The organism is Bifidobacterium angulatum DSM 20098 = JCM 7096 (assembly GCF_001025155.1).
GTDB classification, from domain to species: Bacteria; Actinomycetota; Actinomycetes; order Actinomycetales; family Bifidobacteriaceae; genus Bifidobacterium; species Bifidobacterium angulatum.
In genome coordinates this window covers 1,665,566-1,680,746 of the sequence record NZ_AP012322.1, presented here as the reverse complement: position 1 = coordinate 1,680,746, position 15,181 = coordinate 1,665,566, and the positions used below count along the sequence as shown (strand labels likewise).

Genomic DNA, 15,181 nt, shown 5'->3' with positions numbered 1-15,181 from the left:
CCACGGAGCGCTACGGAAATTCACTTCGGTAGCGCTCCGTTACGTATAACCACCCCAACAGAATAGAAAGAGAAATCTCATGCGTCTGCTGATTATGGGCCCCCAGGGCGTTGGCAAGGGTACTCAGGCTGCTCTGCTTGCCGAGCATTACGGCATTCCCGCCATCTCCACCGGCGATATCTTCCGTGCCAACATCAAAGGCAAGACCGAGCTTGGTCTTAAGGTCATCGCCTACACGGACAAGGGCGAGCTTGTTCCTGACGAGCTCACCAACTCCATCGTCAAGGATCGTCTGGCTCAAGACGACACCAAGAACGGCTGGATCCTCGACGGCTATCCGCGTAACGCGGCTCAGGTCGAAGCCCTTGACGCCATGCTCGAAGAGCTGGGCACCCCGCTTGATGCCGTCGTCGCCCTTGACGCCGACCATGACGTGCTGATGGCTCGCATCGCCAAGCGTGCCGAAGAGCAGGGCCGTACCGACGACACTCCGGACGCCATTGCCAAGCGCCTTGCCACCTATGCCAAGGAGACCGCTCCGCTGCTGGACACCTATAAGAGCCGTGGTCAGCTGGTTGCCATCGATGGTGTCGGCGAGATCGACGCCATCCAGAAGAACATCGTCGAAGCGCTCGATGCGCGCTGATCCGGTGGTAATTCCCTGAGAGGGAATGGCAAACCACCGTGTAAACGGTAGCTGCAGGGCCCCCAAGATCGCAAAGACACGCCGTCTGTGATCTTGGGGGCCCTGCTGTGTATTCTTGCAAGTTGGTGTTTCTTCGGAAACGTCAAGTAATGCACCCACAAGGATGGACTGGAGCTTATGGCAAAAGACGGTGTGATTGAAGTCGAAGGTCAGGTAGTCGAAGCGCTGCCGAACGCCATGTTTCGCGTTGAACTTGAGAACAAGCACATCGTGCTGGCCACTATCTCCGGAAAGATGCGGAAGAATTACATCCGCATCCTCCCGCAGGATCGCGTGGTGCTCGAAATGAGCCCGTACGATCTGACTCGCGGACGCATTACGTACCGTTATAAGTAAAGGTACAAGTAAAGGAAAACCATGAAGGTCAGCCCTAGTGTGAAGAGGATCTGCGAAAACTGCCGCGTGATCCGTCGTCACGGCCGCGTCATGGTGATCTGCGTCAACCCGCGCCACAAGCAGCGCCAGGGCTGAGCAGATTCCCCAGCGGCATAAGTAACAAGGCACTTTCTCACAGCGCCTTCCCTTGGGAAGCGACGTTGAACCACGAGTACGTAGGCTCGTGCCGGTCCAACCGGACGAGAGGGTGCAAGACCTACGGAGAACAGAAGGAATCGCAATGGCACGTCTTGCCGGAGTCGACATCCCTAACGAGAAGCGCATTGAGATCGCCCTCACCTACATTTTCGGTGTGGGTCGTACTCGTGCGAAGCAAACGCTTGCTGCGACCGGAATCAACCCGGATATTCGCGTCAAGGATCTTACCGACGAGCAGCTGATCACGCTGCGTGACTACCTCGAAGCCAACTTCAAGATCGAGGGCGATCTGCGTCGTGAGATCGACGCCGATATCCGTCGTAAGATTCAGATCAACTGCTATCAAGGCCAGCGTCACCGTAAGGGTCTTCCTGTGCGCGGTCAGCGCACCAAGACCAATGCTCGTACCCGCAAGGGCCCGAAGCGCACGGTCGCCGGAAAGAAGAAGGCCACCAAGTAGTAGGTGGCATGGCATACGCCACGAGGAGTGGATCCTCATCGCGTAGGCCTGCAAGAAATTCGTTACTAGGAAACGAGGATCAATGGCAGCTCAGAAGCAAGCCGCGCGCAAGCCTCGTCGCCGCGACCGTAAGTCGGTCCCGGTCGGGCAGGCGCATATCAAGTCCACTTTTAATAACACGATCATCTCGATCACCGATCCGTCCGGCGCTGTGGTGTCTTGGGCTTCCGGTGGCGACGTCGGTTTCAAGGGCTCCCGTAAGTCCACGCCGTACGCTGCCGGTATGGCTGCCGAGTCCGCCGCCCGCAAGGCGATGGAACACGGCGTCAAGAAGGTCGACGTATTCGTGAAGGGCCCGGGTTCCGGTCGTGAAACCGCTATCCGCTCCCTGCAGTCTGCAGGTCTTGAAGTCGGTTCCATCACCGACGTCACCCCGCAAGCACACAACGGCGTTCGCCCCCCGAAGCGCCGTCGCGTCTGAGCACTATAAGACAATATTCATCCAACGTGCTTATGTTCGGCGAGTGCACCGCCGATCAGAAGCTGAAAGGATACCACAGTGCTTATTGCACAGCGTCCGACTCTTACCGAGGAATCGCTGAATCCTCAGCGCTCCCGTTTTACTATCGAACCGCTTGAACCGGGCTTCGGCTACACGCTTGGCAACTCGCTGCGCCGTACCCTGTTGAGCTCGATTCCGGGTGCCGCTGTCACTTCGGTACGTATCTCCGGTGCCCTGCATGAGTTCACCACTCTGCCGGGCGTGCAGGAAGACGTCACCGAGATCCTGCTGAACATCAAGGGCATCGTGCTGACCAGCGAATACGATGAGCCTGTTGTGATGTACCTGCGCAAGAGCGGCAAGGGTGAAGCCACTGCTGGCGATATCACCCCTCCTGCCGGCGTAACCATCGCCAACCCCGATAAGCACATCGCCACTCTGGCCGAAGACGGCGAACTCGAGATCGAGTTCACCGTCGAACGTGGCCGTGGCTACGTGCCGGCGTCGATGAACAAGCAGGATGCTGACGAAATCGGCCGTATTCCGGTTGATTCCATCTACTCCCCGGTGCTCAAGGTGAGCTACAAGGTCGAAGCCACCCGTGTGGAACAGCGCACGGATTTCGACAAGCTCATTCTGGACGTGGAGACCAAGCCGGCCATTTCCCCGCGTGATGCGGTGGCTTCCGCCGGTTCCACCCTGGTGGAGCTCTTCGGTCTGTGCCGTGAGCTCAATGTTCAGGCTGAAGGCGTTGAGGTTGGTTCCGCTCCCGTGGTGGAGGAAGCCAATCCTGAGCATGCCGTGCCGATTGAGGATCTGAACCTCACTCAGCGCAGCTACAACTGCCTGAAGCGTGAGGGCATCCACACCATCGGTGAGCTTGTCTCCCACACCGAGCAGGATCTGCTCGACATCCGTAATTTCGGTATGAAGTCCATTGACGAGGTTAAGGAGAAGCTCCAGTCCTTGGGTCTTTCCCTGAAGGCTTCGCCGCTCGGCGACTTCGACCCCAATAATCTCGAAGGCGGCACTTTCTTCTCCCCGGAAGACGAGTGATCGCATAATCTTCGACCAACCGCTTGACCGGTTCGGATGTTCGGGCTCTTGCCCACCTGAACCGGCCTGGCAAAAGGAGTAACAATGCCTACACCCAAGAAGGGCCCGCGTCTGGCGTCCAGCCCGGCACACGAGCGCCTTATGCTCGCGAACATGGCTACCAGCCTGTTCCAGAACGGCCGTATCACGACCACGCTGCCGAAGGCCAAGCGTCTTCGTCCGCTGGCTGAGCGTCTGATCACTTTCGCCAAGCGCGGTGATCTGCACTCCCGCCGTCGCGTGATGCGCGTCATCCGCAACAAGTCCGTGGTGCATAAGCTGTTCACTGAGATCGCTGAGCAGATGGAGCAGCGCGAAGGCGGCTACACCCGCATCGTGAAGATCGCCTCCCGTACCGGCGACAATGCGCCTGCGGCCATCATCGAGCTCGTCACCGAGCCGGTGAGCCCGAAGAAGGCTGTCGTGAAGGAAGCCGAAGCCGCAACCAAGGTTGCCGCCGAAGCTGAAGTTCCTGCTGAGGAAGCCAAGGACGAGGCCGAGAAGGCTGAGTGAGTCGGTTCCATAACTGACTGAGGGGCCGGGAATCCGTGTGATTCCCGGCCTTTTCCATATTCGACGCGCATGCAGTAGACAAGTGCGTCTGCCGGCAAGCCGGATCGGCATACCGATGGCGTCTAGTCCATGGTGGTGAAGGGACCAATGGTGGTGAAGGCCGAGGGATTTCGTACTATGGGGGATTATGAGACTTCGGATTGATTTGGCATATGACGGCGGCGGATTCTATGGATGGGCGGTACAGCCCGATATTCGCACGGTCCAGGGGGAGATCGAACAAGCTTTGCATCGTATTCTGCGCGTCGATCCGAACGATGCGTCAGAACCGCTTCGCCTGGTGGTCGCCGGTCGCACCGACACCGGCGTGCACGCCAGCCATCAGGTATGCCATATCGACATGTCGCCGGACATACTGGAACGAGCGGTCGGCCATATGAAAGTGCCTGCAGTGACGGCTTTGGAACATCGTCTGCAACGGGTGCTGCCCGACGACATCACCATCCATCGCATCAGCGAGGCGCCAGTCGGCTTCGACGCCAGATTCTCCGCCCTGGAACGCACCTATGTGTATCGCATCGCCGATCGAAGCAGCGAAGTCGACCCGCGTCTGCGCGGCTGCGTGCTGCATATCGACGGCGATCTCGATATCGAGGCGATGAATCTTGCCGCGGCGCAGACCATTGGGCTGCACGATTTTGGATCCTTTGCCACGCCCAATCCCGGAGGCACCACAATCCGTGAGGTGAAACAGGCGGATTGGGCGAGGGTACCGGCGCAACCGTTGATTGCCCAGCCGATGGCGGGGAAGGGGTATGTCGTGCCGACATTCGAATCGGGATTGGTGTGCTTCACCATCGTCGCCGATGCCTTCGCCCGGAATATGGTACGTTCGCTGGTCAATGGCTGTGTGCAGGTTGGGTTGGACAAGCGCGATCTCGACTGGTTCAAAGGCAAGATGGCCGTTCCCAAGCGAGAAGGCAGCACAGGACCGATCGCACCGCAGGGGCTGACCTTGGAACACGTCGCCTACCCGGCAGACGATCAGCTGGCCGCTCGTGCGCAGGCGATTCGGGCGAAGCGCACCTTGCCGTGACGGCATAGGCGGGGTCAAGGAGCCTTCGATGCTCCCGTTTTTCAGGGATATTTCCGACGTGTCAAGACCGTAACATCAAAGCCCGCTTACGGTAACGCCGGTTCTCTACGTTCGTTCGTATCGCAGGCACCGCCAGACGGCGGGAATGTCGAACGAGCGGAAGGGGTCGGGCGAATGATCGAATCAGCGGCACGTACATTGGCAAAGGAGCTGGTATCCCGGCGCGAGGAGATCAATCGCGAGCTCAGCCGCAACGGTGTGCGTTCCGGCGTATACAAGGACGGCGAATATCACGATCGGTTGTTCCCCTATGATCCCGTGCCGCGCATCATCGAATCCGATGAGTTCGACCGTCTTGAAGCAGGCCTTAAGCAGCGTGTGCAGGCGTTGAACGCCTATCTGAACGACATCTATTCCGATAAGCAGATCGTTCACGACGGCGTGATACCCGAGGAATTCGTCTACACGTCGGCCGGCTATTATCCGCAAGTGAACGGCGTCACCCCGCCTGGAGGCGTGTTCGTAGGGCAAAGACATGACACGTCCGACACGATTTGCCGTATCGGTTTTTTATGGCATAATAGACAAGTTGCTTTGCAACAATGGATAAGTGTCCGAGCGGTCTAAGGAGCACGCCTCGAAAGCGTGTGAGGGCGAACCCCTCCGCGAGTTCGAATCTCGCCTTATCCGCCAATACAGAAAACCGCAGCCCAACGGCTGCGGTTTTCTGTTATGTAACGGTTCTTATCGCCAAAGCATCCTTGGTCGCTTTAGGCGATACAAGTGCCGTCTATGTGCATCGGTTCTGACTACTCGGATTGCTGGGATAGCACTGCCTCGTCAACAAGCGGATAGCCCAGCTCGTAGGCATGCCAGAGCCTTGCCTTTGCCGTATCGGCAAGCCAGGCAAGGGTGTTCTTGGAAATATGCTTCGAATCCGTAAGAGCCGTGAGATAGGATCGAGCGCAATTCATCTCGATGGCGGCGAGCGTTGGAGTCTCAAGCATATTCGCCGGGTCGTGAACGGTCTGCGGATGCGAAATCAGCTGGTCGACGGCATACACTTTCTGCCGTGGATCCGAGCTCGCACCGGAGAGCGAGACCAGACGTTGGGCTGCGGTCTTATGGGCGTCGCTGGCCGCCAATGTGGCGTTATCGACGCCACGTGCGGCCAATACGCCAAGCGAGAAACCCGCACGATCCTCTTCCAAGGCGATATCGAGCAATACGTCAGTGTCCATATCGAGCTTGACCAACGCGCCGAAATCCACGCTGGGCGCAGATGCCGCGGCGAGTCCCAAGCGTCCTGCGAGCTGCTGGGCCGTATAAGCCGCCTGTGCGGCGTGTGCGATGCCTTCAGCGGCTCTTGCCGGGCACGAGACGGACACGGAGGACCAGGACGAGGCTGCGATCAGGGCGTTGAGGTAGCGGCTCATCAGCGGTCTGCCGGCTGCCATGGCGCTATTGCTGGATACGGCGGATTCGTAGGCGCTTTCACAAGTGTCTGGTTTGGCGGCCTCGTTGACCTGTGCTTCGAGATTCGGAGTCGAGCATCCCTCAAGAGACAGAAGAAGGGCTCCGGCGGCTGCTATCGCCAGAGCCTTTGTGCCATGAAGGGAAGCGTCTCGAAGTGTCTGCATAAAACAGTAGAATAAACACTAACTATGACCATATGAGCCTAGTACGCAATAATTTAAAGGGAGGTCTTGCGGAACATGGAACTGGACCTGGCAGGAATTCATAAGCTCGCAGCGGAGCAGGGTATTGACGCTGAAACACTTGATGATGCTCTTTCCGAGGCGTTGCGTCTCGCATATCTGAAGACGCCGCATGCCGCCAAGCATGCACGTATTGAACTTGACGATCGCGCCGGCACGTTCACCGTGTGGGCCGCCGACGAGATTCCCGGAACCCCGACCGAGGAGAATCCGCATCCCGCACCCACGCTGGGTGAGGAATACGACGACACTCCCAAGGATTTCGGCCGTCTCGCTGCCGCCACCGCTCGTCAGGTCATCACGCTGCTGTTCCGTCATGCCGAGGATGAGAAGATCTTCGGTGCGTTCAGCGGCCAGAAGGGCAAGCTGATTACCGGCATCGTGCAGCAGGACGTGAAGGACTCCTCCAATGTGCATATTGCCATGGGCGATGTGGAAGCATTGCTGCCGCGTCGTGAGCAGGTGCCTGGTGAGCGTTATCGCCATGGCGAGCGTCTGCGCGTCTACGTGGTGAACGTTGGCCGTGGTCTGAAGGGGCCGGAGATCATCGTCTCCCGTTCCCATCCGGAACTGGTGCGTTGCCTGTTCGAACGCGAGGTTCCCGAACTGGTTTCCGGCGCGGTGTCGATTATGGCCATCGCTCGAGAGGCCGGCGCGCGAACCAAGATCGCGGTCAAGGCCAACACCGAAGGCGTCAATCCGAAGGGTGCCCTGATTGGCCCCGGCGGTGCTCGCGTTCGTGCGGTGATGGAGAACCTTGGCCAGGAGAAGATCGATATCGTCGATTACTCCGACGATCCGGCAAAGTTCGTCGCATCGGCGCTGTCCCCGGCGGTTGCCACCGGCGTTCAGATCATCAGCGAGAAGAACAAGACCGCCATCGCCTTCATCCACGATGACCAGCTGTCGCTGGCCATCGGCAAGGAAGGCCAGAACGCTCGTCTTGCCGCCAAGCTTACCGGCTGGAAGATCGGCATTGAGTCCGCTGAGACCCATGCCAAGAAGATGGCCGAGCAGACCGAGCAGGCGGACGAGTAATCCAACGCTTTGGGTATGCTTGTGCCGGAAATTATCAGGCATAAGTAGGCTCTTAGTCGAACGACGAGGATACACACGATTATGGTTGCACGATGAACAGGCTCACCGTCATCGAGCATTGACTGCGCGGGCGCGTGGTCACAGATAGGAGAACAAGTAGTGGCAAAACCACGCGTATATGAAATCGCCAAGGACCTTGGCCTCGACAGCAAGACCGTGCTGGAGAAGCTGAAGGATATGGGGGAGTTCGTCAAGTCGGCTTCCTCCACTGTCGAGCCGCCGGTCGAGCGTAAGCTCAAGGCAGCCCTGGCTCCGAAGGGCGACGGCGCAGCCAAGGGTAAAGGCAAAGAACAGCCGAAGGCAGCTGCTCCCAAGGCAACCCCGAAGCCGATCGCAAAGCCTGGTCCGGCAAAGCCCGGTCCCGCTAAGCCGGGCGCGGCTAAGCATTCCGCCGTACCAGGGCCCAAGCCTCATAGGAACAACAACCCCCAGCAGCGTGGCGATAGGCCCGCCGCTCAGCATGCGCAGCAGTCCAAGCCTGGCGCACGTCCCGCCAAGCCGGGGCCCAAGCCCGCTCCGGCCCAGCACGCAGCACAGGGCGGTTCCTCGGCGCAGCGTCCGCATACTCCAGGCCCGCGCCCAGGCAATAATCCATTCAGCCGTAAGCAGGGCATGCATACTCCGACGCCGGGTGATATTCCGCGTCCGCATCCGATGGCTCGCCCGACGGTGAACAACAACGCGGATAGGCATGGCGGTCGCGGTCGTGGCGGTCGTGGCGGATTCCGTGGAGGTCGTCCGGCCCAGGGCGGGCAGGGTGCACGTCCGGGCCAGTGGGGGCAGAACCGTAATGGCGGTGGCGCACAGCGCGGCGGCCAGCAGAGCGGCGGTGCACGTGGTGGCTTCCGCAGCGGCGGTCAGCAGAGCAACTTCCCGAGCAGCGCTCCGAACAATGGTCCCGCTCGTGGCGGCGGTCGTGGTCGCGGCGGTACCGCAGGCGCATTCGGCCGTCAGGGTGGCAAGTCTTCGAAGGCCCGCAAGAACAGGCTGGCGAAGCGCCGCGAATATGAGGAGATCAAAGCACCGACCATCGGCGGCGTGCGTATTCCGCGCGGCGACGGTCAGGTGATTCGTCTGCGTCAGGGTGCAAGCCTTGCCGATCTGGCCGAGAAGATCAACGTCAATCCGGCAGCCCTTGTCACCGTGATGTTCCATCTCGGTGAGATGACTACGGCCACACAGTCCCTCGATGAGGCGACCTTCCAGATCCTTGGCGAGGAGATCGGCTGGGATATCAAGCTGGTTTCCGCCGAAGAGGAAGACAAGGAACTGCTGCAGCAGTTCGACATCGACCTTGACGAAGAGGAACTGCAGGACGACAAGGATCTCAAGCCTCGTCCGCCGGTCGTCACCGTTATGGGTCACGTCGATCACGGTAAGACTCGACTGCTGGACACCATCCGTCGAAGCAACGTCATCGAAGGCGAGGCTGGCGGCATTACCCAGCGTATCGGTGCATATCAGGTTTCCGTCACCCTTGAAGGCGAACAGCGCAAGATCACCTTCCTCGACACCCCTGGCCATGAGGCCTTCACCGCCATGCGTGCACGTGGTGCCGAGCTTACCGATGTCGCGATCCTCGTGGTCGCCGCGGATGACGGCGTGATGCCGCAGACCGTCGAAGCCATCAACCACGCCCAGGCGGCACACGTGCCGATCGTGGTGGCGGTGAACAAGATCGATAAGGAAGGCGCCAATCCTGATAAGGTGCGTGGTCAGCTCACCGAGTTCGGTCTTGTGCCGGAGGAATACGGTGGCGACACCATGTTCGTCGACATCTCCGCCAAGCAGGGCACGAACGTCGACAAGCTGCTGGAAGCTGTGCTGCTCACGGCCGACGCCGAACTCGACCTGCGCGCCAACCCGGATATGGACGCTCGCGGCGCCACCATCGAAGCGCGACTCGACAAGGGGCGCGGTGCCGTGGCCACCGTGCTGGTGCAGTCCGGTACCCTCCATGTGGGCGATTCGATTGTTGCCGGTACCTCGTATGGCCGCGTGCGCGCCATGCTTGACGAGAACGGCAAGCAGATGAAGACCGCAGGCCCGTCCTGTCCGGTGCAGGTGCTCGGCCTTACCTCCGTGCCTACCGCAGGCGATCTCTTCCTCGTGGCCGGCGACGACCGCGCGGCACGTCAGATCGCCGAGAAGCGTCAGGCCACTGAGCGCGCCGCACAGTTGGCGAAGCGTCGCAAGATCGTCTCCCTCGAAAGCCTGAAGGAGCAGTTCGCCAAGTCCGAGGTGGATATGCTCAACATCGTCATCAAGGGCGATTCCTCCGGTTCCGTCGAGGCACTGGAAGACTCCCTGATGAAGATCGAGGTCTCCGACGAGGTCGGCATCCAGGTCATCCACCGCGGTGTCGGCGCCATCACCCAGAACGATGTCAACCTGGCAACCGTCGACAAGGCCGTCATCATCGGCTTCAATGTGCGTCCGAACCGTCAGGTGGCTGATCTGGCCGAGCGCGAAGGCGTGGAGATCAAGTACTACTCGATCATCTACAAGGCCATCGAAGACATCGAGGCGTCCCTCAAGGGCATGCTGAAGCCGGAATACGAGGAGGTCACCACCTCCCACTCCGAGATCCGCGAGATCTTCCGTTCCTCCAAGTTCGGCAACATCGCCGGCGTCATGGTGCAGGACGGCGAGGTCAAGCGTGGTACGAAGTGCCGTATTCTGCGCAACGGCGTGGCTACCGTCAACGATCTGGAGATCTCCTCCCTGCGTCGTTTCAAAGACGATGTGCAGTCCGTCAAGGAAGGCTACGAGGCCGGTATCAATCTCGGCAGCTTCAACGACATCGAGATCGGCGACATCATCGAGACCTTCGAGATGCGCGAGATCGAGCGTAAGTAGACGCCGTATTCGGCAACGCCAACCGTATGAATGATCAGTGTACGTTTCCGATTCACAGGAATACTGTGGGTCGGAAACGTGCACTGACTTCGTTTAATGAGCCTATGCCCGGGTGGATTCTCGCGTGATACCGAAATCCAAGACGGCAAATCCCCGCACCGGGAATGGCTGTGCGGGAATTCGTAACCAAACGATGCAAGACGATATAAGACGAAACAAGCTATGTAAGGAAGATTCATGGCAGGAACCAACCCACGCGCCGCGCGTATCGCGGCACTGATCCAGCGTGTGATCGCCTCCTCGATGGAGGCCCAGTTGCATGACAAGCGTCTGGCGAATATCACCATCACCGAGGTTCGTGTGACCAACGATCTGCAGCTCGCCAAAGTATATTGGACCCAGCTTGGTCATGAAGGCCACGAAGATGGCGAACGCAAGCGTGCCCAGCAGGCGCTGAATCAGGCCAAGGGTCGTCTGCGCTCCCTGGTGGGAACCAAGGCGGGTCTGCGCCTGACGCCGCAGCTGCAATTCGTATTCGACGAGGTGCCCGGCGAGGCACACGAGATCGAAGATATTCTCGCTGTGGCTCGCAAGCGCGACGAGGAACTCGCCAAGGCGCGTGAAACCGCCCAGTATGCCGGTGAGGCCGATCCGTACAAGCATCCTGAGGAGACCGCGGAAGATCCGGAATCGGATGGTTGGGACGATGACGACGATTGGGACGATGACGACGAAGCCTGAGCCATGCGGCTTGCTGTTGGTGGACAAGCCTCAGGGGGTTACCAGTTTCGATATGGTCGCCGCTGTGCGCGGCACCCTGCATATTAAGAAAGTCGGGCATGCCGGCACATTGGACCCGATGGCCACCGGTCTGCTGGTCATCGCTTTCGGGCGTGCCACACGCTTGCTGAGCGCCATTGTGGAGCACGATAAGACCTATGAGGCGACCATACGCCTTGGCCTGAGTAGCACCACCGATGATGCCGAGGGTGAGATTCGCCGTTATGATGCTGCCGAAGGAGTCCGGTCACTGAATCTGGCCACCGACCTTCAACAGGCGAGACAACAGGTGGAAGACGCCATCGGCAGGGACTTCCTCGGCACCATCGAACAGGTTCCCAACACGTTCTCCGCCATCAAAATCAACGGCAAACGTGCCTACGATCTTGCCCGCGAAGGCAACGACGTGGAGCTTACGGCACGCAAGGTCGTCATCGGCGAATTCACCGTGCGTGACGTGCGACAAGGATACGTCGGCATGGCGGACGCGACGTGCCCATTGAGTGAATCGGCCGACGCGGATCATGCGGAACCGGTACTCGACGTGGATGTGCGTGTCAGTTGCTCGTCCGGCACGTATATTCGCGCACTGGCACGTGATTTGGGAGCGAAGCTCGGTGTGGGGGGATACCTGACCAGACTGCGTCGTACCCGAGTCGGTCGTTATGCGCTGCCCGACGATGCCAGTGGGTGTGTCGATGCCAAGGTCGATCGGGAACGTGTTATTACGGCGCATACCGAGCGAAAAACCTTCACAAATCGTGAGGGGGAGACCATCACCCGTAATCGGGCCGTGCTCGATACGCCGTACGGGCAGGGCGCCGAACGTACCGCATGGGTGCTCCATCACGCGCTGAGTATGCTGGAGGCCGCGCAGGGGGCTATGCCTACTGTGGCCATTAGCGGGGAGGAAGCCGTGGAGTTACGCTTCGGCCGCCGTATCGAGCGGGTGGTGAGTCAGGACACCGTAGCCTATGTTCCCGCCGATGCGAACGAGCGGAGCGAGGCCGACGTCGTGGCCATCATCGGCCGTGCCAATGCGCATCAGGCCAAACCGATTACCGTGTTCCCCGTGCAATAACGGCTTGGAACGCCGCCTGCTACAGTGGATGCGGCGCAACGTAGGAACGTGAACGCAAAGAGCACAACGCGAAGGACATCACGCATGAACATCACGACTTTGATCCCCGACGAGCACGGCGACATCGAATGGCCCGATGTGGATAAGGACCGCCGCGTAGTGATTACGCTGGGGGCATTCGATGGCATGCATCGCGGTCACCAGGCGGTGATCGACCGGGTCGTGGAACTCGCCAAGCGGCATGATGCCGGTTCTGCGGTGATGCTGTTCGATCCGCGCCCGGCGTTTGTGCATGCGCACGGCGGCAACACGCCGGAAGTGGATGCCGATGCGCTTTCCGGTGTGGATGAGCGCATCGCCGCCATGGAACGGGCCGGCATCGAACAGGTGTATGTGGTGCGTTATTCGCTGGCCTTTGCGGAAAAGTCCTATATCTTCTTCCTTGGCCAGCTCACCGGCAAGCTTGGCATGCGTACGTTGGTGCTTGGCTCCGACGCCGCATTGGGCGCAGGGCGTAAAGGCGACGTGCAGGCGATTGCGAATCTTGCGGCAGCCACCGGTGTTTTCGAACTGGATGTGGTGGATGATCGCGGGCCCGGCGAAGTGCGTATTCCACGCAATTGGATGCCGCAGATGCCCAGCAAGTGGGGCGAGCCGGCCAATCCGCTGGAAGGCGCGACCAAGGCCGAGCGGCGTGCGTGGAGCAAAAAGCACCAGGCCAAGCCCGTGCGTACATGGAGTTCCAGCAATGTTCGCTATCTGCTGGGCAACGGAAGGATCAACGAGGCCGATGCGATTCTCGGCCATCTGCATGCGGTGACCGGTGAAGTGGTGCATGGTGAGGAACGCGGGCGTTCCATCGGATTCCCCACTGCCAACCTGGGTGCGAGCATCACCGGATATCTGCCGGTGGATGGCGTATACGCCGGTTGGCTGGTCGATCTTGGCAAGGCCCCTGCGAACGCGGGGCTTGAGGATCGTGTGGAACTGGTGTGTAACGCGGTCGGCGCGCAGCGCTGGCCGGCTGCTATCTCCATCGGCACCAAACCCACGTTCAGCGAAGCCACCGGCAGATACGAACGCGTGGTCGAAGCCTACTGCCTGAGCGAGGACTGGCTTGAACTGTATGGCCACACCGTGCGGGTGGAGTTTGCCGGATTCCTGCGACCGCAGGTGAAGTTCGGCAGCGCGGATGAACTGGTTGCCGAACTTAAGCGCAATGTGCAGACCACCAGGGAGATCACCTCACGGCAGTAAGACGTGGGCAGGAGACTACCTGCCTGCAAGTCCCAGCGATTCCAATGCGTCACGCAGCGAATCGACCTGTATGATGTTCAGCCCCGCCACGGAGACCCGCTTGCGCAGCACCGGTGTGACTGCGGTGGTGAACCCCAGTCTTGCGGCTTCACGCAACCGGTATTCCAAGCGTGGCACCGGCCTGACCTGGCCGGTGAGCGAGATCTCGCCTATTGCGCAGGTGGTTCGGGCGATAGGCGTGTGCTTAGCGGCGCTGGCCAGCGCCGCGACAATCGACAGGTCGCATCCGGGTTCCTTGGCGATGCCGCCTGCGATGGTGGATACATAAAGATCATTGCCCAGCAGGTTGAGTTTGCCGTGGCGGTACAGCACGGCCGTCAGCATGGCGATACGGCTGTTATCCACGCCATTGACGGCTCGTCGTGGCGTAGGCAGCACGGAGTCGGTGACCAATGCCTGCACTTCGATGGGCAACGACCGATGACCGTCGAGTGTGAACGTGACGCATGTACCTTCGACCGGCGTGCTGCCGGCATCCCCGTTCGAGGACAGGAACAGGCCCGAAGGGTCGCTTACCTCTTCGATGCCCTCGCCGCTCATATCGAAGCATCCGACCTCATCGGTCGGCCCGAAACGGTTCTTTACCGCGCGCAGCAGTCGTAGTGCGGTTGCGCTATCGCCTTCGAACTGGCATACCACATCCACCAGGTGCTCCAATGTGCGTGGGCCGGCGATCGAGCCATCCTTGGTCACATGCCCCACCAGCAGCACCGGTACGTCCAGGGTTTTCGCGGTGTCGATAAGCGCGCTTGCCACTTCGCGCACCTGGGTCGAACCCCCCGAAATGCCATCGACATCCTGCGAGATGATGGTCTGCGCCGAATCGACGATGGCGAGTGTGGGCTTATAGCGTTCGATCAGTCCGAGCGCCGTGGCGAGATCGGTGGTGGCCGCGAGCAGAAGATTCGGCTCCACGGCGTTGATGCGTGTGGCGCGTAGGCGGACTTGCGCCTGGGATTCCTCGCCGGAGATATACAATACGGTGCCGTTGGCGTTCCGGTAGGAACGGGCGATATTGCCGGCGGTTTCGAGCAGCAGCGTGGATTTGCCGATGCCAGGCTCTCCGGCGATCAGCACTACGGAACCCGGGACGATGCCGCCGCCGAGTACGCGGTCGAATTCCTGGAATCCGGTGGCGACGCGTTCCACACTGTCCGTTGCGACATCGGTGATCGCGGTGGCGGCGCTAGACGCGATGGCGTCGCTTGCCTTGGTCCGCGAGGTGCGCCCCGGTTCCGCTGTACGGGAGCGTGCGGCCGGGCGTGCCTCGTGGAATTCCTCGACCGTCCCCCATTGGCCGCATTCGGGGCAACGGCCCACCCATTTCGGGCCGCTCCAACCGCATTCTGAACATAGGTATTGCACGGACGTCTTTGCCATGGAACCGACGCTACCGGGGCAAAGCGACAAGTCCATATGCGA

At 60.1% G+C, this 15,181-nt stretch carries 15 protein-coding genes, 1 tRNA gene and 1 pseudogene; 15 read left to right on the top strand and 2 right to left on the bottom strand.

The window, feature by feature from the left end:
* Positions 1-79: 79 nt before the first annotated feature.
* The 10 genes and pseudogenes from BBAG_RS06735 (at position 80) to BBAG_RS06690 (ending at position 5,599) form a co-directional block, all read left to right on the top strand.
* Positions 80-646 carry an adenylate kinase gene (locus BBAG_RS06735; protein ID WP_003827270.1) on the top strand — a complete coding sequence of 189 codons (567 nt, stop codon included), beginning with the start codon at positions 80-82 and terminating at the stop codon, positions 644-646.
* A 177-nt stretch (positions 647-823) separates the two neighbouring features.
* Positions 824-1,042, top strand: a complete 219-nt coding sequence (gene infA, locus BBAG_RS06730; RefSeq protein ID WP_003827269.1) for a translation initiation factor IF-1 — start codon at positions 824-826, stop codon at positions 1,040-1,042.
* 21 nt (positions 1,043-1,063) lie between these two features.
* Positions 1,064-1,177 (top strand): 50S ribosomal protein L36, encoded by a 114-nt coding sequence (rpmJ, locus tag BBAG_RS06725; protein ID WP_003808136.1) that lies wholly within the window; start codon positions 1,064-1,066, stop codon positions 1,175-1,177.
* Between the two features lie 145 nt (positions 1,178-1,322).
* A complete protein-coding gene (gene rpsM, locus BBAG_RS06720; protein ID WP_003827268.1) occupies positions 1,323-1,700 on the top strand; it encodes a 30S ribosomal protein S13 in 378 nt (125 codons plus the stop codon).
* Positions 1,701-1,782: 82 nt separating this feature from the next.
* Positions 1,783-2,181 carry a 30S ribosomal protein S11 gene (gene rpsK / locus BBAG_RS06715; RefSeq protein ID WP_003827267.1) on the top strand — a complete coding sequence of 133 codons (399 nt, stop codon included), beginning with the start codon at positions 1,783-1,785 and terminating at the stop codon, positions 2,179-2,181.
* 78 nt (positions 2,182-2,259) lie between these two features.
* Positions 2,260-3,258 carry a DNA-directed RNA polymerase subunit alpha gene (locus BBAG_RS06710; protein ID WP_003827266.1) on the top strand — a complete coding sequence of 333 codons (999 nt, stop codon included), beginning with the start codon at positions 2,260-2,262 and terminating at the stop codon, positions 3,256-3,258.
* 84 nt (positions 3,259-3,342) lie between these two features.
* A complete protein-coding gene (rplQ, locus tag BBAG_RS06705; RefSeq protein ID WP_003827265.1) occupies positions 3,343-3,810 on the top strand; it encodes a 50S ribosomal protein L17 in 468 nt (155 codons plus the stop codon).
* Positions 3,811-3,997: 187 nt separating this feature from the next.
* Positions 3,998-4,906, top strand: a complete 909-nt coding sequence (truA, locus tag BBAG_RS06700) for a tRNA pseudouridine(38-40) synthase TruA (protein ID WP_003827264.1) — start codon at positions 3,998-4,000, stop codon at positions 4,904-4,906.
* Positions 4,907-5,080: 174 nt separating this feature from the next.
* A pseudogene (locus BBAG_RS08375) lies at positions 5,081-5,428 on the top strand (circularly permuted type 2 ATP-grasp protein); the annotation flags it as partial.
* Between the two features lie 82 nt (positions 5,429-5,510).
* Positions 5,511-5,599 (top strand) — tRNA-Ser (locus tag BBAG_RS06690).
* 116 nt (positions 5,600-5,715) lie between these two features.
* Here the strand turns inward: BBAG_RS06690 and BBAG_RS06685 are convergent.
* A complete protein-coding gene (locus BBAG_RS06685) occupies positions 5,716-6,546 on the bottom strand; it encodes a hypothetical protein (protein WP_003827260.1) in 831 nt (276 codons plus the stop codon).
* Positions 6,547-6,621: 75 nt separating this feature from the next.
* Here BBAG_RS06685 and nusA point away from each other — a divergent pair, with 75 nt between their 5' ends.
* From nusA to ribF, 5 genes are all read left to right on the top strand, one after another.
* Complete coding sequence (nusA, locus tag BBAG_RS06680; protein WP_003827258.1) at positions 6,622-7,662, top strand: transcription termination factor NusA; 1,041 nt, start codon at positions 6,622-6,624, stop codon at positions 7,660-7,662.
* 159 nt (positions 7,663-7,821) lie between these two features.
* The gene (gene infB / locus BBAG_RS06675; protein WP_035142206.1) at positions 7,822-10,581 is read left to right on the top strand and encodes a translation initiation factor IF-2; all 2,760 of its coding nucleotides are present in this window, start codon (positions 7,822-7,824) and stop codon (positions 10,579-10,581) included.
* A 237-nt stretch (positions 10,582-10,818) separates the two neighbouring features.
* Positions 10,819-11,322, top strand: coding sequence for a 30S ribosome-binding factor RbfA (gene rbfA, locus BBAG_RS06670; protein ID WP_003827253.1), 504 nt, complete (start codon positions 10,819-10,821; stop codon positions 11,320-11,322).
* Positions 11,306-12,442 (top strand): tRNA pseudouridine(55) synthase TruB, encoded by a 1,137-nt coding sequence (gene truB, locus BBAG_RS06665; protein WP_003827251.1) that lies wholly within the window; start codon positions 11,306-11,308, stop codon positions 12,440-12,442. The genes rbfA and truB overlap by 17 nt, the downstream gene beginning before the upstream one ends.
* 84 nt (positions 12,443-12,526) lie before the next feature.
* Complete coding sequence (ribF, locus tag BBAG_RS06660; protein WP_003827250.1) at positions 12,527-13,699, top strand: bifunctional riboflavin kinase/FMN adenylyltransferase; 1,173 nt, start codon at positions 12,527-12,529, stop codon at positions 13,697-13,699.
* 15 nt (positions 13,700-13,714) lie between these two features.
* On the opposite strand, the gene radA is transcribed toward ribF, so the two are convergent.
* Positions 13,715-15,139: a DNA repair protein RadA gene (gene radA / locus BBAG_RS06655; protein WP_033508849.1), complete on the bottom strand. Its 1,425-nt coding sequence runs from the start codon at positions 15,137-15,139 to the stop codon at positions 13,715-13,717.
* Positions 15,140-15,181: the final 42 nt, after the last annotated feature.